Here is a 25,434-nt window from a genome sequence, read left to right as displayed (position 1 = left end):
CTTGTTTGGCATTATTTGAGGTTATCGGCTTAGGCTTTGTCCGCCAACTTAACCAACGGAGCTGAAGCCAAAGTATTTCGAGGCATTGCCATAGGCAATGTCCTCGACCATTTGCCCCAGCATTGCAAGATCATCCGGCGCTTCGCCGCGTTCCACCCATTCCCCGATCAGTCCGCACAGCACGCGGCGGAAATACTCATGCCGCGTGTACGACAGAAAACTGCGGGAGTCCGTCAGCATGCCCACAAAGTTGGACAGCAGACTATGATCGGCAAACAGGGTCAACTGCTCGCGCATACCGTTGCGGGTGTCGTTATACCACCAGCCCGATCCGAGCTGCATTTTGCCTACGGTCTCTTTTTGGTAACAGCCCATCAAAGTCAATAACGCCGGGTAATCTTTCGGATTCAAAGAATACAGGATCGTCTTCGGCAGGAATTGCCCGCTTTCGGCCCGGTCCAGCAATTGCGACAACGCTTCGGTAAGCGGAAGGTCATTCAGGGCGTCATAGCCGGTGTCCGGCCCCAACTTCCGGAACATCGGCGTGTTGTTGTTCCGGTAGGCATGGATATGAAGCTGCATCGTCCAGTCTTTTTCATGGTAGAAACCGATCAGTGCCGTAAGAAGTTCGCTCCGGTACATCGTAACTTCATCGGGGGATAAAGTTTCTCCGGCCAGTCGCTTGGCAAAAATCATTTCCGGCTCGGCCTCGTCGCATGCAAGGTAGCGCAGTACATCCAGCGCATGGTCGGACAGGCGGCATCCTTGCTCATGGAAAAAGCCGATTCGCTGTTTCAAAGCACTTACCAGCGACGCATAGGAATTCAGCGGTTTTTGCACGACTTGTTCCAGTCGTCCCAGCCAATCCTTGAACCCGGAGGCATCAATGTTTAACGCCTTGTCGGGACGGAAGGTGGGCAGCACTTGGAAAGCTTGTTCCTCTTCTCTCAATAGTTGATGGTATTGCAAGGTATCCGCCGGGTCATCCGTGGTGCAAATGACTTTTACGTTGGCATTCTTGATCAGATTTCGACGCTGAAACGGGGAAGTAGCCAGCTTCCGGTTAACCACTTCCCAAATCCGCGGCGCGCTTTCCTCATTAAGCAATTCGGTAACGCCGAAGAAACGGCGAAGCTCCAGGTGAGTCCAGCTATATAAAGGATTGCCAATCGCTTTGGGGACGGTGCGTGCCCAGGCAAGAAATTTATCATAATCGGAGGCATCACCCGTAATATGGGACTCGGGAATACCGTTCGCGCGCATCAGCCGCCATTTGTAGTGATCGCCATAGAGCCAGGCCGCGGTTAAATTGGGAAAATGTTTGTTTTCGTAAATCTCCTGCGGATCAAGATGACAGTGATAGTCAATGATCGGCATGGATTTGGCATGATCATGGAACAGGGTTTGCGCGATATCCGTTGTCAATAGAAAGTTGTCGTTTAAAAACACGGGATTGCCTCCTTATAATGTCACTCCGGTTTTAAAGATGGCCAGCTCGCGGACTTCGTTTTGTTCATTGCGCGTTTTCTCGCCGCTGGCTACGTTGATCACATATTCTATAAATTGCTCCAACACTTCCGGCATGGGCGTCTCCAGTAATGGACCGGCATTGAAATCCATCCAGTGCCCTTTTTTGTTGAAAATATCGTTGTTGGTGGCGATTTTCATCGTCGGCACGAAGCTGCCGAACGGCGTGCCGCGCCCGGTCGTGAACAGAACGAGATGGCAGTCCGAGGCGGCCAAGGCGGAAGCCGCAACGAGATCGTTGCCGGGTGCCTGCAGCAGACTAAGACCTTTTTTGCGAAGTTTTTCGCCGTATTGCAATACATCGACAACCGTCGAAGTCCCGGCTTTCTGGGTACAGCCGAGCGATTTGTCCTCCAGTGTACTGATGCCGCCCGCCTTGTTCCCGGGAGAAGGGTTCTCGTATACCGATTCTCCATGGGAAAGGAAATACTGTTTGAAATTGTTGATCAAGGATACGATGTCCTCGAACACCTCGCGGTTTTCCGCGCGCGCCATGAGCATTTTCTCCGCTCCGAACATTTCCGGAACTTCGGTCAATACGGAGGTTCCGCCTTGGGAGATCAGGAAGTCGGAGAAAGCGCCCAGTAGCGGATTAGCGGTAATGCCGGAAAAACCGTCGGAGCCACCGCATTTTAGTCCTACATTCAATTCGCTGACGGGAACGGGCTCGCGATGATCGTTTTGCGCGGCAACGTAAAGCTCTTCCAATAATTCCAGACCGGCCTCGACCTCATTGCCGACCTCTTGTGCCACCAGAAATTTGACGCGTTCCTCGTCGTATTCCCCCAACAAGCCGCGGAACTCGGAGACGATATTGTTCTCGCAGCCGAGGCCGAAGACGAGCACGCCGCCGGCATTGGGATGCTTTACCGCATCGAGCAGGATGCTGCGGGTCATGCGGTGATCATCGCCCAATTGCGAGCATCCGTACGGATGCTTGAGCACCGTAATATTATCGAAGGTTCCAAGATCGGGGTGCTGCGCTTTAAACTCCAGCAGCATTTGCTCGGCGATGCCGTTAACGCAGCCGACCGTAGGGATAATGTACAGATCATTGCGGATGCCTACTTTGCCGTTGCTGCGACGGTATCCTTGGAAGGTAAGATTGCGTTTGGGATAGGTGACCGGATGCAAGTCCGGAACGTATTCGTATTCTTCTTCCCCGGCCAAATTGGTTTTGATGTTATGCGTGTGCACCCAATCTCCTTGTTTGATGGCCGTCGTTGCATGGCCGATCGGGTAACCGTATTTGGTGATGACGTTCCCTTGCTCAAAATCTCTTAAAGCGATTTTATGGCCTTGAGGTATATCTTCAGCCGGCCGAAGTTGGATGCCTTCGAAATGCAGCTCTGCTCCTGATTTAATCGGTTGCAGAGCGACGGCTACCGTGTCCCTGACGTTCATTTTCATCAATGTAGTCATGGCTTACCCCTCCTAAATCAGTTGTTGCAGAGCGGACCGGCTGCCCGCTTGCTCCAGTTGTCGTACATAAGTTTCAAGGGCTTCCTTGAGCCCCGGAACCATTGATAAACCGGTTCCCCATAAGCTATCTTCCTTCAAAATGGATGCAATAAACCCGGCAGGATCACCCCAGGTATAATCAAACAAAGCGAGGATTTCAGGGCCGTCTTGCCGGGTTACCCGATCTCCCCGATAGCTAAGCAGCAGCGCCGCAAAGGAGAGCGTAATGAGCGGCGGAAGCGTCCCGGTTTCCTGCTGAAAGCGAAGCAAAATCGGCAGCAGGCGGGTTTTGAATTTCGAGATGCTGTTCAGGGAAATCGACGTCAATTCGTGACGGATGAACGGATTTTTGAACCGTTCCTGCACAGCATCGGCATAGGAAAGCAATTGATCCTCCGGAAGATCCAGCATAGGAATGATTTCCTGCTCCATCAATTTTTTAATGAATGGGGAGAAAGCTTCCGCGTCAAGCATTACGTCTTCTACCGTTTCGAGGCCTGCCAACAATCCGAGCGGAACCATGGCCGTATGGGGACCGTTCAACAAGTGGACTTTCCGTTCGCGGTAAGGCGTCATGTCCTCCGTCACCACCACGTTCAGTCCTGCCTTGGCCAGCGGCAGCCGGTCTTCGATCCAGCTCGGTCCTTCAATGACCCAGAACAGAAACGGCTCCGCGGTGACCATAAGATTGTCCTGGTATCCCAGTTCCCGCTCCAACTCGGCGGCTTTGTCCCGCGGATAGCCGGGAACAATGCGGTCTACCAAGCTGCAGCAAAACGTGTTTTCCTGCTCAAGCCATTCCAGGAATGCATCTCCCAACTGCCATTCGTGCGCGTATTGGAGCACGATCTGTTTCAATTTCTCGCCGTTGCGGTCGATCAGTTCACATGGAATAATAACGAAGCCTTTTTTGCCTAACTGAAAGCGTTTGTATAATAGCGCGGTGAGCTTGCCGGGAAAACTCTTCTGCGGCGTATCGGTGAGACGGTCCTCAGGGTGATAAGCGATGCCCGCTTCAGTTGTATTGGAGGTGATGAATTCCAACCGGTCGTCTTCAGCCAGAGTCAGATAATTTTCATGCTCGGTATAAGGATTAATCACCCGGCTTACGCTGGTAACAATTTCTCGCGAATTCACTTGATCTCCCTGCATAATCCCGTTAAGAAGCACAGTGTAAAGGTAATCTTGTTTGGCTAAAAGCTCACCCAGCCCTTGTTCGATAGGCTGAACCAATACGGCACTGCCCTGGAACAGGCCCTGGTTGTTCATTTGCTGCAATTGCCAGTCCACAAAGGCACGCATGAAGTTTCCTTCCCCAAATTGGATCATGGACTCAGGATAGGAGGGCAAATCGGGAAAAGCGGATCTGGAAAGTGGGTGTGTCATAAGTGATCTCTGACTCCTTTTCGGCTAACGCATTTTGCACACGTTAACATTTTTATTTAAAAAAAGAGAGAACTCTTTTTTCAAGATATAGTATTATTCCGTGTTTCGTACTGTGGATGTCAATTCAATAAGTCCGAGCCAATATCGTCACTGGGGAATGTTATCGTGTTCATTTTAATTCTTAAAGGTTTTTTAGTCAATAGATTTATCGTCATGCACACGTTAAAATTAATTTCGCTTCTAGCCCTCGGCCGATTCATCCATCTTTGGTTTATGCCTGGAGTTCCCGTTGTTTTCGCGGTACTGTCCCGGTGTCATTCCTTCCTGTTTGCGGAAAGATCGGATAAAGTTTTGCGAGTTGTTATAACGCAGCTTCGCCGCAATATCTTTGACGGGCATATCGCTCTCCGCCAACCACTTTTTGGCCATTTTGAACCGGTACATCGTGAGAAATTCGCTGAAATAATACCCCGTTTCCTTGCGGAAGATGCTGCTGATATAGTTGGCGTTGTAATGCAGCCGGGAAGCGCACTCTTCCAGCGTCAAATCCGTATCGTAATCATGCTGCACCAGGTCGATGATTTTCTCGGATATGTTGTGGTACTGGGCATTTTGCCTGCTGTTGAAAATTTTAATCATCGGATAGATGACGACGCTCCAGAACCAATCCTCAATTTCCGTCACGGTATGAAGATCAAGCAGTTCCTCATATAAGGAGCCGTTTGCGTGATAAATCTGGTTCAGGGAGATCCCCGATTCCTGCATCATGATCAGCAAATTGTTCAGCAGGCGGGTCAGCGGGATCTGATATTCCTGCGGCGTAAGCTCTTGCGCGAAGATCGACGCGAACAGCAGGGAGACCAGTTCCTTCGCTTTTTCGGTTTCGGCCAGCTTGATGGCGTCCATCAGATCGTTTTCTTTATGGCTCGGGTAGTTCAAATTCAAATAATGATTGCCGGAGTTAATGTTTTCATATTGGATAATGACGCCTTTCCCCAGCTTGATCCGGTATTTTAACGCTTCAAGTCCTTCCCTGTAAGCAGTTGGGATTTTGTGGAAGGATTGAAACGGCAGGCTCAGGCCGATACTCACTTCCAGCTTTAAGCATTTGTTGATTTCCTGCTGCAGCTCTTCCGTTAAAGAATAAAGGCTCTTGCGGAAAGAGTCGGGTTCACCATCGGTGCTTCCGATTAACGTCACGATGACCTGATCCATAATGACCGGAGCCAGCCGGTTCTCCGGACATACGAGTTCTTCAATCATGTTGTGTGCGGCAAACAACAATAAGTTCAAATCCTTTTTCTCATAGTCCGTATCGTCGGAGAAATCGATCGACAAGGTTAATACGGCCATCGTTTTCCATTCCTCGATCTGGGTGCGGTAGCCGAATTGCTCGAGATTTTCAAGCAACTCCCGCTTCTTGTAGTTTCCGTGGAAAGCCTGGCTGAGGGAGAAGGTGCGTACCTGCGTGATGTGTTGGCGGATTTCCTTTTCCAGCTGCGATTTGGATTGGAATAAATGGTGCATATGTTCCCCGATCATTTGAAATTCATTGGTACGTTTGGATCGGAGGTCGGTTTTTCGTTGCCCCATCAGATTGAGCAGCCGTTCTATCGGAGTGTACATGCGGCGGGAGCCGGCCCATGCCAACAAAATAGAAAACAGCAGCATAAGCATACAGATCATCACCGTATAAAAACCGATTTTGTTGGATTCCTTCGTTAAACTTTCCATGGAGGTCGCGGACAAATACACCCAGCCGTTTAATTGGGAACGTAGGTAAGTGATAGAATTTTCTTTTTTGTTTATTTGCGTCTTAAACTGTCCCGAGGGTTTGGCGTCGTCCGAAATCAGGGAAACTTCACTAAAGCCGCTCGCTTCAACGGGCATGCCGATCAAAGCTAGGTCGGGATGCAACAGGATCCGGTTATTTTCATCGATGACAATGATATTGTCCAGGGGCTGCGTATCCGAATTGATCACGTCCTGCAGACTGCAGGCGGGAATATTGGCTAGCGCAAGCCCATATTTATGAAGCTTGGAGGTCGGGAGCTTTTTGATCAGGCTAATACTGTAATTGCACTTGGCGGCGTTGACGCTCTCCTCGCTATAAAACCATGCAGACGGATTTAATACCCACGAAGTGTTGTCGGAAGTATTCAACAGATTTGAGAGCTGCTTATGGTCTTTGTATTCATCCAAACGGTAAAGTCCGGAATTTTTGATCATCCAGTTCTGCTGTTTATTGAGCAGGATGACATCTTCCAGTTTCGTATCATAGGATTGCATATTGCGGATTTCGTTTCTTAGATCGTTGTATAAAATGAAATCGTTTTCATTTAACGGGCTATCAAGAGCTTTTTTTAGTACGCTGGAATTAACCACCTGGTTCAAGGTCTGGTTGACGGTCGTCAGCTTGCGCTCTACATTGGAATTGATTTGTGAAATAAGCTCCATTTTACTTTGGTTTACGTTTTTTTGAATTTCCCTTGATGACGTTAAATAGGAAAAGGAACCGATAAAAATCACGGGGAGCGTGCTAATGGCAAAGGTAAATATCGTTAGTTTGCTCAAAAAACTTAATGGTTTCAATGAACTCAGCACCTTACCTATGTAGAAGTGGTCATCCAATATTAGTGTATGCAATATGGAAGATCATAACAATAATCATCTCGTAATGCGATAATCATTTCATCAAATCATAGCTTCAAATGGTTAATTCTTCAAGAAACTACATGTATGATATAGGTGTATGAGAATGAGGCCATACGTCGTATAGCCTACAATAGTTTTTGGGAGGAAACAGGAATGTCCGGAGAATCGAAAGGGAACAAGGAACGCCGAAATATCACTTTTATATTTGTACTTTGTTTCTCTTTATTTAGCGCGTGCAGCAATCAAGTACCACTTCAGTCCGGCTCCGGCGAACCCCGACCGTTTATCTCGATCCTGGCACCGCTTCATTTCCCGCAGCAGCCCTCTAAGGAAATCATGACGGAGATTGAAACATTAACCGGGGTGCAGCTTGATATCAGATGGGTTCCCGAGGGCGTCTATACCGATAAAATGATTACGGGATTGACCACCAATTCTCTGGCAAAAGTGACCTTCGTCAAATTTTCGGACTATAATCTGGTGAAGAACGCGATCCGGTCGGAAGCCTTTTGGGAAATAGGGCCTTACCTTCAGGAATACGACAATTTAAAAGGTCTCGATGCTTCCATTCTCAATCAGGCTGCCGTGGATGGCAAAATCTACGGTCTATATACCGAGCGCCCTTCTTCCAGGCAGGGCGTCATCATTCGCAACGATTGGCTGAATCATCTTCATCTAAGTAAGCCAAGAACGTTGGATGAACTGTATGAAGTCATGAAGCAATTTACTTATAACGACCCTGACGGGAACGGAAAACAGGATACCATCGGCGTGGTTGATCGGAATGATCTCGTTTATGGGGTTTTCAAAACACTGAGTTCTTACTTTGGAACGCCTAACAATTGGAAAATTGAAAACGGCCGCGTGGTTCCCGATTTCATGACGGATGAGTATATGAATACGATGAATTTCATGAAGAAGTTATATGATGAAAAAATGATTAATCCGGATTTCGCGCTTACCAGCAAGGAAATTCAACGCGACAAGTTCATTCAGGGGGAAGCCGGCGTGTTTATCGGAAGTATGACGGATGTGCAGCGCTTATACATCGAGGCCCGTGCCTTAAATCCGAAAGTCGATTTCACGCTGGTGAATCGCATCGAAGGACCGGACGGATATAAGGTATGGTCCATCCCCAATTACAACGGCTTGTTTCTCTTCTCAAAGAAAACGATCCCGACGGAGAGCGAGCTAAAGCAGGTGCTGGGCTTTTTTGACCGGACTATGGATAAAGATGTGGCGAATCTGATGATGTACGGGTTCGAAGGGCGGCATTACAGGACCGAAAACGGAAAGGTCATTCTTCCGGAAGAAACCTCCCAGCTGCGCGTGAATGAGGTCAATCCGCTATATTCCCTGATGATCGCCGATATCGGCAACAACAACATTCTGGATGTGGCTAAAAAAGAGCAGCTAACCGACCTGGCGGATCAATTGAGCAAGGACAATGAACAGTTTTTGGTGGATGATCCGACGGTTCAGCTTAGCTCCCCTACCTTCGACGAGAAGAACGTGGAACTCTCCGCGATCATTGCCGATGCGACATACAGATTCATCCTCGGAACATTGGACGCAGAAGGATTCAAGCAGGAGATTGAGCGATGGAGCCGAAACGGCGGAGAGTTGATTATCGAGGAATATAACGAAGATATTGCGCAAAAGCAAATGAATAAATGAAATCCGGGCTGCCCTGATGTAGAAGCGTTATTTCTACTAAGGGCGGCCCTTTTTATGTACCGGAATAGAATCGGCGGGTATCCGTTATCACGATAATCATTTATCCAGATGACTCTCGGCACGGCCTTGATATGAGTAAATGATTGTATTCGTAATTTATCGGAGCGTGTACTGTGAGCATGTAACCAATTCAAGTTAAATGGAGGTCAAAATGGTATGAAAAAATCTTTCACCATGTTGTTGACTGCACTGCTAACGCTCAGTTTCATGTTGTCCGCTTGCTCGGGAAGCAATAACAGTAAAACATCATCGACGGATCCTGCTCCAGCTCCTTCCGCGAATGCAAACGCTGAGAAGAACGCAGAGACTAAGGAGGCACCGACAGAAATTACGATCATGCTGCCTTTGAACACAACGGAGGCGCCACCGGATACGATCAAGAATGAAGTCGAGAAATTGACGAACACGAAATTGAAATATCAATTTTTCCCGGCCGATTCCTATGAAGAGAAATTGAATACGTCTTTTGCAACCGGTTCTTTACCTCAGGTCACTTATTTAAAGAACCAGAGCACCTTTGTTCAAATGAAAGAAGCGATCAAGGACGGACAGTTTTGGGAAGTCGGTCCTTTATTGAACGAATTCCCGAATCTGAGCAAAATGAAACCTGAAATCCTCGACAATACCAAGGTGGACGGCAAGCTTTACACGCTGTATATCGGCAGACCACTTGCGCGCCAGGGAATCATTTACCGCAAGGACTGGGCTGACAAATTGGGTCTCGGCGCCCCGGCTAACGTGGATGAACTGTTCGCCATGGCGAAGGCGTTTACGGAAAAGGATCCGGATGGGAACGGCATTAAAGATACGACAGGGATCGCCGACCGGAATGAACTGGTATACGGGGCATTCAAAACCGTCTCTTCGTGGTTCGGAACCCCGAACACCTGGGGAACCAAGGACGGTCAATTGCAGCCGGAATTTACGTTCCAGCAATATTACGACACGATGGATTTCTTTAAAAAGCTGCGCGACGGCGGCTACATGAACCAGGATTTCGCAGCAACCAGTAAAACGGATGCCGTAAATATGTTTACCAGCGGCAAGGCAGGCCTGTACATCGGAGGATCGATGCAGGACATCGATAATTTGAACAAGGATTTAATCAAAAATGTCCCGGATGCGGTGCTGGATACCCACAGTATGGTTGCCGGACCTGACGGCAAGTTTGCGCAATGGATGATTCCGGGCTACAACAACGTCGTTTTGTTCCCGAAATCAGCCGTAAAGGACGAGGCGGAACTTAAGAAGATTCTTGCGTTCTTTGACAAAATGATGACCCCTGAAGTTGCCAATCTGATGTACTGGGGCATTGAAGGTACGCACTACACGGTCGTAGAAGGGAAAGCCAAAGCGGGCGATGACAAAGAATTGAACGAACGTGAAGTGAAGGGCTACAAGGACAGCGTAATCGGAGAATCCGAAACGAACGGGATGTACGAACCTTACAATACGTTGCCGGGCCGGATTCATGCCGAAGAGCTGATCCTGGAAAACGTTAAAGTGGGCGTAGCGGATCCGACGGCGGCTCTCGATTCGGCGACCTATACCGAAAAAGGGGTGGAACTCCAACAAATCATTACGGATGCAACTTATAAATACATTTACGGACAGATCGATAAGGCTGGCTTCGATAAAGCGGTAGAGGATTGGAAGAGCCGGGGCGGTTCGAAAATCATCGAAGAGTACAACGCTGCGGCAAAATAATGAGATAACGGAACTTTAAAACCGAAAAGGCTATTGAAATGTTCAATAGCCTTTTCCAACCCATTACAGTGGTTTTAGCTGAAGTGCGTTGTAATTATGAAGCAGAGAGGAAGAGACTCATGCAGGAAGTCACCGCTCCGTCCAGCGCAGCTCCCAAATTCCGGCCAAAGAGGGGAAAGAAGACCGGGGACCTCAAAAAACGGCTGTGGAGAAACAAATGGATCTATGTCATGTTATTGCCGGGAGTGCTCTATTTTCTTATTTTTAAATACGCTCCGATGTACGGACTGATTATTTCATTTCAAGACTACAAGCCTTATCAGGGAATAACCGGCAGCGAGTGGGTCGGGCTGGAGCATTTCAAAAGGCTGTTCACCGAGCCGGAATTTTTTACGATTTTAAAAAATACGCTAATCCTATTCGCGCTGAATCTGTTTATTTATTTTCCGGTACCGATCATTCTGGCGCTGATGCTAAATGAACTCCGAGGTAACTTCTTCAAGAGGATATTCCAGACCATGGTTTATTTGCCCCATTTTATGTCCTGGGTCATTATCGTCTCCATTTCCTTCGTTATGGTCACGATGGACGGAGGCATCATCAACGAACTGCTTGTTTATTTCGGCTTTAATAAAATCAATTTTCTCCTTAGTCCCGGCTGGTTCAGGCCGATGTATATTTTTCAGGTCATCTGGAGAGAAGCGGGCTGGGGTACGATCATTTACCTGGCCTCCATTGCGGCAATCGACCCGGGACTTTATGAGGCGGCGCGAATGGACGGAGCCGGAAGGTTGCGGCAAGTGTGGCATATTACGCTGCCGGCGATTCGGGGCGTTATCGTTACCTTGTTCATCTTGAAAATCGGTCACGTGCTGGATCTGGGCTTTGAACATGTCTATCTGCTGCTTAACTCCATGAACCGGGAAGTAGCGGAAATTATCGATACGTATGTCTTTACGGCAGGTTTAAGGCAAGGCCAGTTCAGTTACAGTACGGCGATCGGATTCTTTAAATCGATCATCGGCTTGATCATGGTCATGCTCGTAAACCGGATATCCAAGAAAATGGGAGAAGAAGGCGTTTATTGATACGCGGGAGGAATTGGAATGGTAGAAGACAGATCTATCAGCGGCAAAATTTATGCGGCTATTAACTTTACGCTGCTGGCAATCATAGCTTTGATTACGGTGCTTCCTTTTGTCCATGTCGTTGCGGGCTCTTTCACGACAAGCGCGGAACTGGCGGCGAACAAATTCGTGCTGATCCCTAAGGTATGGAGCCTGGATGCATACAAGTTTATTTTTTCGACGAACACGATTTTTAAAGCGATGGGCGTGTCCATTGGCGTCACGGTTATAGGTACGTTGTTCAGTATGTTTATTACTGCATTAATGGCGTACGGCCTTTCCAGAAAAGATTTGGATGGACGCAATATTTTCAACTTTCTGGTCGTATTCACTATGTTGTTTAATGGCGGGATGATTCCGACTTTTCTGATCGTGAAAGAATTAGGGCTGATCGATTCGTATGCGGCGCTTATTCTTCCGTCAGCGATCAGTGCGTTCAATATGATCATTCTCAAAAACTTTTTTCAAAACATTCCCGAGGGACTGGAAGAATCGGCAAAAATCGACGGCTGCAGCGACTTCGGCATTTTGTTCAAAATTGTGCTGCCGTTATCGATGCCGGCGATTGCCACGATTTCCTTGTTCTACGCAGTAACTTATTGGAACACCTATATGAGCGCCATTCTTTATCTGGATGACAGCGCCAAGTGGCCGATCCAGGTATTGCTGAGACAAATCGTAGTCCTTGCCAGCGGAATGGATCACAGCAGCACGCTCGACGGCACCGTTCCGCCGCCGGATCAGACGATCAAGATGGCGGTTATCGTTGTGGCTACGCTTCCTATTCTTATGGTGTATCCATATTTGCAGAAGCATTTCGCCAAAGGCGCCATGTTAGGATCGATGAAAGGGTAGGCATGAAGGAGTAAGCACGAAAGAGTAAGCATGAAAGCGACCGGAGAGAGTACTCATATTTGGAAGGAGCTTTGAGATGACAGTTAGTCGGCCGGACACACCGATGAAATGGGCCCAGAAGGCTTGCGATTCTTTAATGAACACTTACACGGCGGGCGGACTTCCTCCCGCGCACCGCTGGCACTATCATCAAGGGGTCTTTCTATGCGGGATGGAGCTATTTTGGGAAGCCGTTCAAGATGACCGTTATATGGATTACATCCAGGCCTATGTGGATGATCTGGTAGATGAATACGGAAATTTCTATTTTGCCAGGGATGAACTGGATGCTGTGCAGGCGGGACTTCTCCTCTTCAGGCTGCATGAACGGAGCGGCCGATCCAAGTACAGGATCGCTGCGGAAAAACTGCGAAATCTGCTGCTAACCTTGAATAAAACGTCCGAGGGCGGATATTGGCACAAGGATAAGTACCCGAATCAGATGTGGCTGGATGGGCTGTATATGGCGGGGGTATTTTCCTTGAAATATGCCAATGTTTACGGCGACGAGGGGTTACGGGAGACGGTCCTGCACCAGGAAAGGCTTATGCGGAAAAACATGAAGGATGAAGATACCGGCCTGTTGTATCACGCTTGGGACGAAAGCCGCCGGATGCCGTGGTCAGACCCGCAGACGGGGTGCTCCCCGGAATTCTGGAGCAGATCACTGGGCTGGTACGGCCTTGCCTTATCCCAGTTTCTCGATTTGCTGCCGGCTCATTCGCAGGGGCGGGATGGCCTGGCTAAAGAGTTGCATGATTTCGTATATGCGCTCATCCGTTATCAGGACCAAGAGAGCGGGCTTTGGTATCAAGTGGTCGACAAGGGGGACCGGCCGGAGAATTGGCTGGAAACTTCCGGGTCCTGCCTGTTCGTGTACACGATCGCCAAAGCCGTGAAACACGGAGTGGCTGGGGAAGATGCTCTGGCCGCCGCCCGAAAAGGGTTCGAGGGATTAACCGCGGTCGTCGAATGGGATGAAGCGGGCCGGTTTGTGCTTCCGGACATCTGCATCGGCACCTCGGCAGGCGATTACGAGAACTACGTCACCCGGCCGAAGGTAAAAAACGATTTGCACGGGGTCGGGGCCTTTGTCATGGCATGTGTTGAAATGCAAACTTTATTGAATAGATAGGAGAACATGGCTATGCAACTGTTTAACATTGCCGATTTCGGTGCGCTAAAGAACAGCGGAGTGCCCGCGACGGAAGCGATCGCGGCTGCGATTAAAGCGGCGAGCCAGGCGGGGGGCGGGACGGTTTATGTACCGGCAGGGACTTACTTGACGGGTGCGATTATGATGAAAAGCCATGTCGAACTCCGGTTAAGCCCCGGCGCCGTCCTGTCGTTCAGCAGTAATCCGGAAGATTATCCGGTGGTGGAATCCAGATGGGAGGGGGTGAAGCGTCCGGTCCACGCTTCCTGTATTTACGGAAGCGAGTTGGAACATGTTTCGGTAACCGGAGATGGCTGTCTGGACGGAAACGGGCAGCCTTGGTGGGAGAAGCACCGGAACACGCCGGAACAACTTGAATATCCAAGGCCGAAGCTGATCAGCTTTGACCGCTGCCGGCGGGTAACGCTGAAAGATGTAACGCTGAAAAATTCCCCGAGCTGGACCGTCAATCCGATTCTTTGCTACGACGTAACCATCGACAATCTTTCCATTTATAACCCGGCGGATTCGCCGAATACGGACGGCATTAATCCGGAATCCTGCACGAATGTAAGGATCAGCAACTGTAATATCGATGTGGGCGACGATTGCATCGCGATCAAGGCGGGAACCGAAGATACGGCAGAGCGGGTTCCATGCGAAAATATTACGATCACGAATTGTACGATGGTTCATGGGCACGGCGGCGTCGTGCTGGGCAGCGAAATGAGCGGTAATATTCGCAATGTCACGATCAGCAACTGCATCTTCAAACAGACGGATCGCGGCATTCGCCTGAAATCCCGGCGGGGCCGGGGAGGGATCGTCGAAGACATTCGCATCAGCAACGTGGTAATGGAGGACGTGATCTGTCCGTTTATTATGAACCTCTATTATTTCTGCGGCCCCCGCGGCAAGGAAAAGTACGTATGGGATAAAAATCCGTATCCGGTTACCGGAGAGACGCCGAATTTCCGGCGCATTCATTTCACGAATATTACCGCTCGCAATGTGCACGCCGCAGCCGGGTTCATTTACGGGCTCGCGGAACAGTATATATCGGAGATCACGTTCGACGGCATTGAGATTTCGATGGCGAAAAATGCGATTCCCGGCCGTCCTGCGATGATGGCGGGGATCGAAGACATGCATAACCGCGGCTTCTTTTTGGGAAATGTGCGGGACGTGCAGTTTAGGCAGGTGACGATCGAAAACCATGAGGGCCCGGCCTTTTACATCGAAAACGGGGAAGATGTGGAAGTCATGAATTGCCGTTCGAAGAACACGGCCAAGACCGAAAAATTGGTGGAGCAGGTAACCGTGGTCCCGTCGGAATGAAGCGGGTGAAAGGCGACGGGGATCGCCGGAAAGAAACTTGGCGGGTTGCAAGAGGAGGAAGCAAAGGATGGATCGCGATTCATTGCAACAATTGCTGGGCGATCTCCCGGAAGATAAGCCGATTTCGGTGAAGACGCTAAGACAGGAGGAACTGGACGGGTACAGTCTGGAGTCCCTCTTGCTGAATTTGAACGGTATCGAACGGGTGCCTGAGCCTGAACTGGAGAGCCGGGAACGCAACGTAATCAAGCGTAGTCTGTAATGTAGAAAAAGCGAAAGGAACGAGCAAATCATGTTGGTGGGAAAACAATCGTTCTGCGATTTTCATAGTATTCAAGCAGCGGTTGATGTCTTGGAGAAGTCGTCATCCATGGAACCGGCTACCTTGCATATTTTATCCGGGGTATATGAAGAAACGGTACGAATCTATCGTTCGCATCTTCACCTGATCGGGATTGGGCACGTGGAAATTAAGATGAACCGGTACGCCAAGGAATTTGATGAAAGCGGGGAGGAAATCGGGACATTTGCGACGCCGACCTTATTTCTGGGCGGCAGCCACCTCGTCTTGGACAATCTCGTGATAGCGAATGTGGCCGGACAAGGCGAGAACATTGGACAGGCGGTCGCCGTATATGCCCATTGTGATCAGACTGTATTTAGGAACTGTACTTTTAAAGGCCATCAGGACACGTTGTTTACGGGACCGTTGCCGCCCGTGCCTAAAGAAAGACCGAGTTTTGGCGGAATACCCTTGCGTGATCATCGCCCGCATTATCGGCAGTACTATCGGAATTGCCGCATTGAGGGTACGGTCGATTTTATTTTCGGCGGGGCGACGGCCTTGTTCGAGCATTGTGAAATACGCAGCCTGCTTCATAGCGGAAACAGAGAAAGCTATATTACGGCGGCTTCTACTCCTTATGGACAAGAGTACGGTTATGTGTTCAAGAACTGCTATCTGACTGCGGAGCCCGGAGTGTCCTCGGTATTTCTGGGACGGCCGTGGCGCGAGTATGCCAAGACCGCGTTCGTGGACTGCAAAATGGGCGCACACATTCATCCTCTGGGCTGGGACAATTGGGGTGACCCCGCGAACGAAGACAGCGTTTGTTATCAGGAATTTGGGGTCTTCGATGCAGCCGCGTTACGTTTGCAACGGGTGCCTTGGGGAGATTGTTTTGAAGCGGGGGAAGGGGAAGCGGACTTCCGTAAGGACAATATTTTTTCCGGCAGTGATTTCTGGAAACGGGGAGACAGGGATTCGGAATGAGAAGACCCGGAATTCGTTGATAAATATCATGGGTTCGGTTGCGGGGTTCCGCAGGAATCCGATGATTTTGGGTCGTGAGGAGTTGTTGCGTATTGTTTCGTAATATACCGGAGGAGGCCGCTTTATCGGGCGTGCCCAAGGTTATAACGTTCGGGGAAAGTATGGGATTATTGATGTCGTCGGGTTTAAAAGGGTTGGAGTACAGTCCGGGGCTGGAAATGTCATTCGGCGGAGCCGAGAGCAATGTTGCCATCGGCCTGGCCAGATTGGGGATTTCGGCAGGCTGGTTCGGCAGGCTGGGCAACGATCCCGTAGGGCGCCGTATTTTCAAAGCAATCCGGGGCGAGGGAGTGGACATGTCCAGCGTGCTGTTTGCTGATGATGCCCCCACAGGGTTAATGATGCGGGAAAAGGTTGGCGACAGGAGTTCGGTCTATTACTACCGCAAGTACTCCGCCGCCAGTGCCATGCGTCCGGAACATCTGAACGAAGCCTATATCGCGAACGCTGAAATTTTGCATATTACCGGTATTACCGCCGCTTTAAGCAATACATGCAGGGATACCGTGTTCAGAGCGGTGAAATTGGCCAAGAAGCATGGGACCAAAGTGAGCTTTGACCCTAATCTTCGTATGAAGCTGTGGAGCGCGGAAGAAGCCAGGCCGGTTTTGCTGGCCCTGGCGGAGCAGGCCGATTATTATCTCCCGGGTCTGGATGAGCTGCGGCTGCTCTATCAATCAGAGAGCTTGGATGAACTCTTCCCTGAGCTGAACAAATTATCCGCCGTGAAAATTATCAAAGGCGGACCGAATGTGACCTATCTACTGGAGCAAGGAAAGCTTACGGAGGTACCTTACTTCCAAGTGAAAAACGTGGTCGATTCCGTTGGCGCGGGCGACGGTTTTTGTGCGGGGTTTCTGGCCGGGCTGATTGAGGGACATTCTAATGAGGAAGCGATCAGGCTGGGTAATCTGGTCGGCTCGAAAGTCATTCAAGCACCGGGAGATTGGGAAGGGTTGCCTGCCAGAGAGGAAGTTGAAGCTTCTTTGGCAGGGCGGGGTCATGTGGAACGCTAGGAACAATTTTCTGATAGGATGCTTGCTATAGCTCTAGGCTACTTTTAGCATCATGTGAAATATGGAGAGAACGTCGTGTGGAAAGAACATTAGGCTGAAAAAGCCCCTTTGATGCAAGAAGTACAATCACTCAGAAAATGAGGGTTGTACTTCTTGTATACTAAATTGGAATTATGTCACGGCAACCTCTTTGGATAACATGACCAAACAGGTAAAAATCATGTCTCTATTTATGATGGGTATCGGTGTATTTGGATTGATGATCGCGATCGTCCTGTCGTGGATTTCATCAACTCGTCTTTATCAACCGATACGAAGAATCGTGAACTTCGTTAAAATTCGACCCTACGACCTGCATTATCCTGATGATACAGATGAAATAGTTTATATTGAACGTCAGTGGCAGCATCTGAACAGGGAAAGTAAATCTAACTAGCGTTCGGCACGAAGAAAAGGCTGTCAAGAATTTCTCGGCAGCCTTTTCTTCGTGCTTCCTGCATACTAGAATGATCTGCCCGTTACGCGCCCAGGAACAGCTTCATATCGTCCTCAACGTTCGTAATCCCGGCGATGCCGAATTTCTCAACTAGGATGTTGGCCACGTTCGGCGAAAGGAACGCGGGGAGCGTCGGCCCCAGATGGATGTTTTTGACGCCGAGGTAGAGCAGGGCAAGCAGCACGATCACCGCTTTTTGCTCATACCAGGCGATATTGTATGAGATCGGCAGTTCGTTGATATCCTCGAGGCCCAATATCTCCTTCAGTTTCAGCGCGATTACGGCGAGCGAATAGGAATCGTTGCATTGTCCGGCGTCCAGGACGCGGGGAATGCCGCCGATCTCGCCCAAATCGAGCTTGTTGTATTTGTACTTGGCGCATCCCGCGGTCAAAATGACCGTACCGCGGGGAAGCTCCCGGGCGAACTCCGTGTAGTAATTGCGCGATTTCATCCGTCCGTCGCAGCCGGCCATGACGAAAAATCGCTTAATCGCCCCGGCCTTCACGGCATCTACGACCTGATCGGCGATCCCGGTCACGGTATGATGGGCAAAGCCGCCGACGATTTCGCCGCTCTCCAACTCGGTTGGCGGGTTACAGCATTTGGCGTGGGCAATGATTTCCGAGAAGTCCTTAGGCTGCCCCTCCGGGCCTTCCGGAATATGCCGTACATCGGGAAATCCGGTGTTGCCGGTCGTATAGATCCGGTCCAAATAGCTAGATTTCGGCGGGACAATACAGTTAGTGGTCATCAGAATCGGCCCGTTGAACGCGGCGAATTCCGTCGCTTGCTGCCACCAGGCATTCCCATAATTGCCGACGAAATGCTCGTATTTCTTGAAGGCCGGGTAGTAATGGGCCGGCAGCATCTCGCTATGCGTGTACACATCGACCCCGGTACCTTCAGTCTGCCGCAGCAGTTCCTCCAAGTCTTTCAGATCATGCCCGCTGTATCAGGATACCCGGCCGGTTACGGACGCCGATATTGACCCGGGTTACTTCGGGATGCCCATAGGTTCCGGTATTAGCCCGATCGAGCAAAGACATGGCCTCCACGCCGAACTTGCCCGCCTCCATGACTAAAGCGACAAGATCGTCCGCGGTTAAGGAATCGTCTAAGGTGGCGGCGAGGGCTTGGCGCATAAATAAATCGACGGCCGCGTCCGTATGATTCAGGTGAAAAGCATGATACATATAAGCAGCCATGCCCTTAAGTCCGTATGTCAACAGTTCGCGCAAAGAGCGGATGTCCGGATCGGCCGTGGCAAGCACGCTGACCTGATTGGCTTTGGCGTCGAACAAGGATTCGTCGTCAGTTTGCCATACGGCGGCATCGGGAAGCGCCGCGGCGGTTTCGGCATGCTGCTCTTCCCAATGGCTCCTCACATTGGTCCGCAGAGCGAGCGCTTCCCGGATTTTGGCGATGAATACTTCCCGGTCAAAATTGGCGTTCGTGATCGTGGCAAACAACGAGTCCATGATAAATACGGACACCTGCCGCTCGAACGCTTCGGGGAGACGTGTCCCGATGGAAAGAAACGAAATGCCCTTCAAAACATAAATCAGCAGATCTTGCAGATTGGCGACATCATGCGGTTTCCCGCAAACACCTTTAATCGTGCAGCCGGTTCCGCCGGCCGCCTCCTGGCACTGATAACAAAACATGGATGGCTGCCGAGTGCCAACATATGATGCGGTTGTGGGCATCTTAAAACAACCTCCTATGGAAAAATATAGTAGAATCAATACTTGACATCCAGAAGCATACCGCCAGAGGTAAGTTGGTCAGGTGATTTCAATCACATTTTTTACGAGGGCGAAGTGGGGAAAGAGCAAATGTCTCCAAGATGACAAATTTTTTTTCGTAATTATAATATTTTGATGTACGGGTCCATCTAATCCTATAGAGGGCCCTCAAAAGGAGCTGAAATTCGTGCAGCAAGATATGGAACTGGAGGTCAAGCGAGCGCAGCGGGGAGATCGTGAGGCGTTTATCCGGCTGTTCCGGAGGCTTTGGAAAAATTATATGAAGTTTCAAAATAAAAAATCTGGAGGGCTTACCGATGAAAAAAGGACCGGTGACCTGTACAAGAACTTCGTACTCAGTCCGTTGGGGAAAAACGCAAAGTCCATTACATTGAAGGCCTTCAAACCCGAATATGCGGAACCGGGGGCAAACAAGGGGACTCTTTAAATTGGACGAAAAGGGCGAGATCGTCAAACAATATGTGAACGAGCTGGAAATGACGGTCAAAGTGAAGTGACATTATCATATACAGCCCCGAACCCCATAATCAGGGGCCTTGGGCGCGAGAAAAATTATTGTCGTTGACGTTCACATGGTGCAGGTTAGTTTTTTAGGTTGACTCTCTTGTGAAGATATGATATCTTATATTTCGTTGCTGCAGAATATTGGGCGACGAAAACGCGGTCGTGGCGGAATTGGCAGACGCGCACGGTTCAGGTCCGTGTGGGCTAACCCCCGTGGAGGTTCGAGTCCTCTCGACCGCATCATATTAAGAATGAACGAGCTCTTGAATTTCCCCTTGTGGAGATTCAGGAGTTTTTGCATAGTTGCTTGCTTTTTCAGGACGAGCGGAAAATCTTGAGTAATTTGAACGTAGGGAAAGCTAGCGCCTTTAGACGCGGTAACAAAGGCTTATAGCCTTAAAGCAAACTACCCGTTTGACGGGTGGTTATGATGTGTGGATAAAAGGATTAACTACAATTTAATCTAAAATGTCTATAAAGGAAACAATGCCCTTGATATCGACATTAATTTTTGATTATATATTTTGTATCAACTGCATTTTTCAGATCAGTTGGAGACAGGATATCAATCATTAATCATTGGAGGTACTGATTTGAAGCATTCATTGATTCATATTCCATATTTACCGGGATGTCCGATACATTTCATGATTAATGATTATAATTCCGAGGAGTTCCAACAACACTTAGGTCTGGAAATCATTTGGCTACTTCAGGGCAAACTGAAGGTAATGGTCGGTCAAAATGATTATTATTTACATGAAAACGATCTCCTATTAATTAACCATTTTGAATCCCATCAAGTAGTTCCACAGGTATTGGATGCTCATTTTATTCAACTGCATATAGATAGTCTTTTTATATATAAATACAATCATGACTTTTATAGCTTGTTATACGATTTAAAATCCTTCAAGAATAGTGAAGACAATCAAAATCCGTATGATGTCATTCGCATTTTATTTAGTCAATTAATTACCCGAAAATACAAGCATAATACGGAAATTCATAGCGATGTTCTTCGGCTATTAGGATACTTAACCTCCCGCTTTAGCAAGAGGCTCTCTTTGACCGAACCGGAAAATCCTGTCTCGAATAAAGACTCGAACATTGTCCAGCAAATGCTAAATCGAGTTGAACAGGATTTCAAAGGGAAGCTTACGCTAAATGAAATAGCGCTGGAGCAGCATTACAATCCATCTTATTTGTCAGACCAATTCAGAAAAAATGTAGGAGTTACCTTTAAGGCATATTTGGAAGAAATCCGGATCAGGTACTCCTTATTTTTGCTGCAACACCAGGAAGCGTCCATTTCAAATATAGCTTTAGCTTCGGGCTTTAGTGATGAAAAAAGCGATAAAAAACAAATTTTCGTTAACTCCCTTACAATTACGTAAAAAATATCAGGAGCGGGATGATGAGGGGAGATTTTTAACTAACCATTTGAATGCAGAATTAATTAATGAATATGCAACTATTCCTATCCAACCAAAAACGATAGAAGAAAATACGATTCAAACAACTATTGTCAAGGATATTCAAACAGACCGATATGAATTGAAGCAGGTCTGGAACAAAATCATTAATATTGGATCTGCAAATACTTTATTAAACCAAAATATCCGTGACCAAATAAAAGAAATGCAAGAAGAAATCCAGATTGATTATTTACGCTTTGAAGGTGTTTTTAACCAGGCAATGGACGTAGTACAAAAAGACAGGGACGGTTTAAAATTCAATTGGAAGTTTATTAACAATATTCTTGATTATCTAAGGGATATTGAAATCAAGCCTTTTATTTGTTTGAGTTATATGCCGCCTTTATTTGCAAGCAAAAGCACCAGCTTCTTTAATTATCAAGGGAATACTTCTCCACCAAAGGAAATGAGTCAATGGCTCTCCCTTGTTCAATCCTTTATGATGAATTGTATCAATCGCTACGGTCGTGATATCGTATCTGAATGGTACTTTCAAATTTGGACCGAGTTTCCAGCCTATGATATTCATTGGAGCGGCACGCTTGAACAGTATTTAGAATTATACAAGCAAACTGCGTTTCTCATTAAAGGAATATCTCCATCACTAAAAGTCGGGCCTGCAGCAGAGAATTTCCATACTGAAGAACATATTTCCGAGAAGCTTCTTGAATATTGCGAAAAGAATGACATACCCATTGATTTCTACAGCTGCAATATTTACCATAATCGGGTCAAATTTAAGGAGTGGCTGGATCGGTCTATAACAAACCCTGTTGATATAAAATTAATTCCATTTCAATATGAAGAAAAAAATCATACAAAGAATTTGCTGGAAAAAATGCACCGCATGCTCAAAGCTCATTATAAGAAGGATATTGAATTCATCGTAACACGCTGGAATTTTAGCTGGGACGTTACGAATTTCCTTCATGATACAGCTTTTATGGCTACTTTTATTATTGATAATATGCTTGATAAGTCGGCAGCACTTGCAAATGCTATGGGTTATTTATCAGCTTCCGATATTCTCTATGAGTGGGATATAAAAAATACTCCGTTTTTTGGGGGAACCGGATTGGTCAATACAGAAGGGATAAAGAAATCAGCATATTATGCGTTCGTATTTTTATCCAAGTTAGGAAGCACAGTATTTGCCAAGGGTAAAAATTATATCATGACAAGGCAAGGAGAGAATATTCAAATTTTGGTTTACAACCATACTTATCCTGATCAATTGTTCATGAGGGGTGGGCAAACGGATAAAAATTCTTATGATATCTTTGAGGAGTCTAATGATTTATTACTAAATATCCACCTGAAAAATATTTACGGAACCTTTAAATGTAAACGATACAGCCTCAACCGTAATAACGGATCTGCGCATGACGAATGGGTTAGGATGGGCGAATACGTCGATCTGAACCATGAAGAAACGGATTATCTAAAGAACATAGCCAGACCTTCATTGAAATTGAAGCAGCTCACATTACAAGGTGATTTTTATCTTACTTTGCATGTTCCGGTTCACGGTGTTGAATGTATCATATTAAATAAGTTTTACAATTAAACTAAGGAATCCCCATTAAAAATAGGGGTGATTCTTTGGTTTTTTTATGTTTTCTTGAAGATAGGCTATACATTTATTTTTATCTTCCCATCATTCATCTAAGAAACAGGAAGGAATCAATATCCGATCTCAATTAATATTTATGCTATAAATATTTATTAAATCTCTTCTCAAAAGTGAAAGCGGTTTAATGATATTTGAAAAATAGATTGGAGGAACAGATTATGAAGGTGAATAAACAGTATCGCTTATCTTACAGCTCGAAGGCCAAAGAAATCGTAGGTCAAATGAATTTGGAAGAGAAAATATATTTAATGAGCGGAAAAGTATCCATGGAGCAGATGTTAAGTGACTTCAAGGAAAGACACTACAACTGGATACCTTATCCTGCTGGTGGCAATGATCGATCGGGAGTACCGGAATTAAAATTTGTTGACGGTCCTCGCGGTGTTGTATCCGGCAACAGCACATGTTTTCCGGTTTCTATGTCCAGAGGGGCTACCTTTGATCAGGATCTTGAACAACGCATTGGACATGCAATCGGCAAAGAGGTTCGCGCACAGGGCGGCAATTTTTTTGGCGGAGTTTGCATCAATCTCCCATACAACCCGGGTTGGGGAAGAAGCCAGGAGGTGTACGGTGAGGACTCATTTCATTTGGGAGCCATGGGGTCATCCTTAGTAAAAGGGGTTCAAGATGAAAACGTGATCGCCTGCGTAAAGCATTATGCTTTTAACAGTATGGAATGCGCCCGTTTTAAGGTAAGTGTCATCGCTGATAAACGTACGGAGCGTGAGGTTTACTTGCCGCACTTTAAGGAGTGTGTTGATGCAGGCGCAGCCAGTATCATGAGTGCCTACAATTTATACCATGGGGCCCATTGCGGACATCATGATTATTTATTAAATCAGGTTTTGAAGGATGAGTGGGATTTTGATGGTTTTGTCATAAGCGACTTTGCATGGGGAATAAAAGATACGGTTGAAGCTGCAAATGGTGGCATGGATATTGAAATGTGCCATACTAAATTTTTTGGCGATAAGCTGGTTGAAGCAGTAAGAAACGGTCAAGTAAGCGAGGAAAAGATTGATGAGGCAGCAGTAAGAATTGTACGTACATTGCTCGCATTTTCAGAGGCTGACAATGAAACATACAGCAAGGAAGTTATCGCGTGCAAGGAACATATTGCCTTAGCGCTGGAAGCTGCAGAAAAGTCAATGACTTTGATGAAAAATAATCATGATGTTCTACCGTTTTCCAAAACAGATACAAAACGTATAGCGGTTATTGGAGAGCTTGGCAATAAAGGGAATATTGGCGATTATGGCTCCAGCAGAGTGTTTCCGCCATACGTTGTTACACCGTTAGAAGGAATCAAGCGCTTGCTTCCAAATGCTGAGGTTATTTTTGATAATGGAGCAGACGTTGAAAAAGCCAAGGACCTGGCAAAATCGGTTGATGCCGTTGTCTTTGTTGTAGGGTATGACCATGATGATGAAGGTGAATCCGTCACAAACGAGGATGCCGATTTTAAAGAGGGCGGAGATCGTAAAAACAGTCTCGGTCTGCACACTTGGGACATGGAGCTGATCAAAGCGGTTGGGCCAGTTAACCAAAACTGTGCTGCTGTTCTAATTGGCGGTAATATGATCATGATTGAAGAATGGAAGCAAGCTGTCTCCTCTATCCTGATGGCGTATTACCCTGGAATGGAAGGCGGTACCGCAATAGCTAAAACACTATTCGGTGATGTCAACCCTGGCGGTAAGCTGCCATTTATTGTACCAACAAGCGAAAGCCATCTTCCAAAAGTAGATTGGGATGCAGACGAAATAAAATATGACTACTACCATGGATATGCCAAGCTGGAAAAGGAAGGTATAGAGCCTTCGCTACCTTATGGGTTTGGTTTATCTTACACAAGCTTTTCGATTTTTAATGCAGCCTTTAAAGTAATGAACGATCAAATCATCGGGTCTTGTGAAATTGAAAATACCGGGGACACAACAGGTGATGAAGTCATTCAAATGTATGTCGGTTTTAGTCACTCCAAGATAGATAGACCTGTAAAAGCTTTACGTGGATTCAAACGGATTACACTGAAGCAAGGTCAAAAGGAGAAGGTTGAAATCGCCTGTCCGATCGAAAAAATCAAATGGTTCAATCCTGTTTCAAATGATTGGGAGCTCGAAGAGATAGCTTATGATGTCTTTATCGGAAACAGCAGTGCAGAAAAAGATTTAATTATGGGAATTATTAGCTTGTAAGAGTCAAAGAATGATA

17 protein-coding genes, 1 tRNA gene and 1 pseudogene are annotated in these 25,434 nt (G+C 47.4%); 14 read left to right on the top strand and 5 right to left on the bottom strand.

The genetic code is table 11. The features are described from left to right. Positions 1-48 precede the first annotated feature (48 nt). The 4 genes from uxaC to DFP94_RS09275 form a co-directional block, all read right to left on the bottom strand. The gene (gene uxaC, locus DFP94_RS09290; RefSeq protein WP_114496192.1) at positions 49-1,449 is read right to left on the bottom strand and encodes a glucuronate isomerase; all 1,401 of its coding nucleotides are present in this window, start codon (positions 1,447-1,449) and stop codon (positions 49-51) included. A 12-nt stretch (positions 1,450-1,461) separates the two neighbouring features. Continuing rightward, positions 1,462-2,949 carry a UxaA family hydrolase gene (locus DFP94_RS09285; RefSeq protein WP_114496191.1) on the bottom strand — a complete coding sequence of 496 codons (1,488 nt, stop codon included), beginning with the start codon at positions 2,947-2,949 and terminating at the stop codon, positions 1,462-1,464. A gap of 12 nt (positions 2,950-2,961) precedes the next feature. Further along, positions 2,962-4,374 carry a tagaturonate reductase gene (locus DFP94_RS09280; protein WP_114496190.1) on the bottom strand — a complete coding sequence of 471 codons (1,413 nt, stop codon included), beginning with the start codon at positions 4,372-4,374 and terminating at the stop codon, positions 2,962-2,964. 240 nt (positions 4,375-4,614) lie between these two features. Beyond that, on the bottom strand, positions 4,615-6,966 hold the full coding sequence (locus tag DFP94_RS09275; protein WP_114496189.1) for a helix-turn-helix domain-containing protein: 2,352 nt from the start codon (positions 6,964-6,966) through the stop codon (positions 4,615-4,617). A 216-nt stretch (positions 6,967-7,182) separates the two neighbouring features. On the opposite strand from DFP94_RS09275, the gene DFP94_RS09270 reads away from it, so the two are divergent. The 9 genes from DFP94_RS09270 to DFP94_RS09230 all read left to right on the top strand — a co-directional run bounded on the left by DFP94_RS09270 (position 7,183) and on the right by DFP94_RS09230 (position 17,337). Then, a complete protein-coding gene (locus tag DFP94_RS09270) occupies positions 7,183-8,706 on the top strand; it encodes an extracellular solute-binding protein (protein ID WP_114496188.1) in 1,524 nt (507 codons plus the stop codon). 216 nt (positions 8,707-8,922) lie between these two features. Beyond that, the gene (locus DFP94_RS09265) at positions 8,923-10,473 is read left to right on the top strand and encodes an extracellular solute-binding protein (protein ID WP_114496186.1); all 1,551 of its coding nucleotides are present in this window, start codon (positions 8,923-8,925) and stop codon (positions 10,471-10,473) included. Between the two features lie 119 nt (positions 10,474-10,592). Further along, positions 10,593-11,561 carry an ABC transporter permease gene (locus DFP94_RS09260; protein WP_114496184.1) on the top strand — a complete coding sequence of 323 codons (969 nt, stop codon included), beginning with the start codon at positions 10,593-10,595 and terminating at the stop codon, positions 11,559-11,561. Between the two features lie 18 nt (positions 11,562-11,579). Then, on the top strand, positions 11,580-12,455 hold the full coding sequence (locus DFP94_RS09255) for a carbohydrate ABC transporter permease (RefSeq protein WP_114496182.1): 876 nt from the start codon (positions 11,580-11,582) through the stop codon (positions 12,453-12,455). Between the two features lie 76 nt (positions 12,456-12,531). Further along, positions 12,532-13,629, top strand: coding sequence for a glycoside hydrolase family 88/105 protein (locus DFP94_RS09250; RefSeq protein ID WP_114496180.1), 1,098 nt, complete (start codon positions 12,532-12,534; stop codon positions 13,627-13,629). Positions 13,630-13,641: 12 nt separating this feature from the next. Beyond that, positions 13,642-14,988 (top strand): glycoside hydrolase family 28 protein, encoded by a 1,347-nt coding sequence (locus DFP94_RS09245; protein WP_114496178.1) that lies wholly within the window; start codon positions 13,642-13,644, stop codon positions 14,986-14,988. Positions 14,989-15,055: 67 nt separating this feature from the next. Then, on the top strand, positions 15,056-15,250 hold the full coding sequence (locus DFP94_RS09240) for a hypothetical protein (RefSeq protein WP_114496176.1): 195 nt from the start codon (positions 15,056-15,058) through the stop codon (positions 15,248-15,250). 30 nt (positions 15,251-15,280) lie between these two features. Further along, a complete protein-coding gene (locus DFP94_RS09235) occupies positions 15,281-16,261 on the top strand; it encodes a pectinesterase family protein (protein WP_114496174.1) in 981 nt (326 codons plus the stop codon). A gap of 161 nt (positions 16,262-16,422) precedes the next feature. Continuing rightward, positions 16,423-17,337: a sugar kinase gene (locus DFP94_RS09230; RefSeq protein WP_114496371.1), complete on the top strand. Its 915-nt coding sequence runs from the start codon at positions 16,423-16,425 to the stop codon at positions 17,335-17,337. Between the two features lie 518 nt (positions 17,338-17,855). Here the strand turns inward: DFP94_RS09230 and hcp are convergent. Continuing rightward, positions 17,856-19,500 (bottom strand): annotated as a pseudogene (gene hcp, locus DFP94_RS09225) (hydroxylamine reductase). A 268-nt stretch (positions 19,501-19,768) separates the two neighbouring features. Here hcp and DFP94_RS25995 point away from each other — a divergent pair. The 5 genes from DFP94_RS25995 (at position 19,769) to DFP94_RS09200 (ending at position 25,418) form a co-directional block, all read left to right on the top strand. Further along, a complete protein-coding gene (locus DFP94_RS25995; RefSeq protein ID WP_245954649.1) occupies positions 19,769-20,029 on the top strand; it encodes a hypothetical protein in 261 nt (86 codons plus the stop codon). A 233-nt stretch (positions 20,030-20,262) separates the two neighbouring features. Further along, positions 20,263-20,346 (top strand) — tRNA-Leu (locus DFP94_RS09215). Between the two features lie 353 nt (positions 20,347-20,699). After that, positions 20,700-21,503 carry a helix-turn-helix transcriptional regulator gene (locus DFP94_RS09210; protein WP_114496172.1) on the top strand — a complete coding sequence of 268 codons (804 nt, stop codon included), beginning with the start codon at positions 20,700-20,702 and terminating at the stop codon, positions 21,501-21,503. Then, the gene (locus DFP94_RS09205; protein ID WP_114496170.1) at positions 21,451-23,151 is read left to right on the top strand and encodes a GH39 family glycosyl hydrolase; all 1,701 of its coding nucleotides are present in this window, start codon (positions 21,451-21,453) and stop codon (positions 23,149-23,151) included. Before DFP94_RS09210 ends, DFP94_RS09205 begins: the two co-directional genes overlap by 53 nt. A gap of 224 nt (positions 23,152-23,375) precedes the next feature. Beyond that, positions 23,376-25,418 (top strand): beta-glucosidase family protein, encoded by a 2,043-nt coding sequence (locus tag DFP94_RS09200; RefSeq protein WP_114496168.1) that lies wholly within the window; start codon positions 23,376-23,378, stop codon positions 25,416-25,418. Positions 25,419-25,434 lie beyond the last annotated feature (16 nt).

Source organism: Fontibacillus phaseoli (genome assembly GCF_003337355.1).
GTDB lineage: Bacteria > Bacillota > Bacilli > Paenibacillales > Paenibacillaceae > Fontibacillus > Fontibacillus phaseoli.
This window is presented reverse-complemented; position numbering and strand designations above follow the sequence as displayed.

Coding starts and splice junctions, on each gene's coding strand:
- DFP94_RS09285 (WP_114496191.1), bottom strand. CDS start 2,949: ATGACTACATTGATGAAAATGAACGTCAGGGACACGGTAGCCGTCGCT.
- DFP94_RS09280 (WP_114496190.1), bottom strand. CDS start 4,374: ATGACACACCCACTTTCCAGATCCGCTTTTCCCGATTTGCCCTCCTAT.
- DFP94_RS09270 (WP_114496188.1), top strand. CDS start 7,183: ATGTCCGGAGAATCGAAAGGGAACAAGGAACGCCGAAATATCACTTTT.
- DFP94_RS09265 (WP_114496186.1), top strand. CDS start 8,923: ATGAAAAAATCTTTCACCATGTTGTTGACTGCACTGCTAACGCTCAGT.
- DFP94_RS09260 (WP_114496184.1), top strand. CDS start 10,593: ATGCAGGAAGTCACCGCTCCGTCCAGCGCAGCTCCCAAATTCCGGCCA.
- DFP94_RS09255 (WP_114496182.1), top strand. CDS start 11,580: ATGGTAGAAGACAGATCTATCAGCGGCAAAATTTATGCGGCTATTAAC.
- DFP94_RS09250 (WP_114496180.1), top strand. CDS start 12,532: ATGACAGTTAGTCGGCCGGACACACCGATGAAATGGGCCCAGAAGGCT.
- DFP94_RS09245 (WP_114496178.1), top strand. CDS start 13,642: ATGCAACTGTTTAACATTGCCGATTTCGGTGCGCTAAAGAACAGCGGA.
- DFP94_RS09240 (WP_114496176.1), top strand. CDS start 15,056: ATGGATCGCGATTCATTGCAACAATTGCTGGGCGATCTCCCGGAAGAT.
- DFP94_RS09235 (WP_114496174.1), top strand. CDS start 15,281: ATGTTGGTGGGAAAACAATCGTTCTGCGATTTTCATAGTATTCAAGCA.
- DFP94_RS09230 (WP_114496371.1), top strand. CDS start 16,423: ATGGGATTATTGATGTCGTCGGGTTTAAAAGGGTTGGAGTACAGTCCG.
- DFP94_RS09205 (WP_114496170.1), top strand. CDS start 21,451: ATGAAAAAAGCGATAAAAAACAAATTTTCGTTAACTCCCTTACAATTA.
- DFP94_RS09200 (WP_114496168.1), top strand. CDS start 23,376: ATGAAGGTGAATAAACAGTATCGCTTATCTTACAGCTCGAAGGCCAAA.